The organism is Microbulbifer variabilis (assembly GCF_020524905.1).
GTDB lineage: Bacteria > Pseudomonadota > Gammaproteobacteria > Pseudomonadales > Cellvibrionaceae > Microbulbifer > Microbulbifer variabilis_A.
Window position 1 is genome coordinate 1 of record NZ_JAIVKI010000070.1, and the last position, 508, is coordinate 508.

At 50.6% G+C, this 508-nt stretch carries 1 protein-coding gene; it reads left to right on the forward strand.

Going from position 1 to position 508, the window contains the following annotated elements:
- The coding region (locus LC073_RS21570; protein WP_226649700.1) for a phage antirepressor KilAC domain-containing protein at positions 1-326 on the forward strand (326 nt) is incomplete at its 5' end.
- Between the last annotated feature and the right edge of the window lie 182 nt (positions 327-508).

Consider the following 508-nt stretch of genomic DNA (forward strand, 5'->3'; position numbering starts at 1 on the left):
CAGGGCCAAGCCCCACAACAGGAAAATCAGGAGGCAGCGTGAACCAGACAAAACCCTATACCGTCACCCAGGCCGCCCGAATGCTGGGAATGGGCAGGAATAACCTGCTGAAACTTCTCCGTGACAATGGCTTTTTGTATAGCCGTGAACCCATGCGCAATTCACCCACAAAATGGGCCCTAGAGCAAAAACTCTTAAAGCAAAAGGAAGGCGCATATCTCGTAGGACCGGTAAAAGTGCAGCACATCACCGCACTAGTTACCACTAAAGGCATGGCCTGGATACGTGACATCGTTGAACAAAATACGGCACCTAAAGCCAGCTAAAAATTTAACCGCGCCCAGGCGCATCAGTCAGCTGTAACTCTTAGGGCTGCCGGTATGGAGCCCCTACTTTAAAAAAACTTGGAGCATCCAATGAGCACAAACGTCACCCAGCTTTTCGCCGACTTAGACGGCGGACTATTTATAGAAAAACTAGCTCACACCCTCAGTGAAGTAGCCGGCGC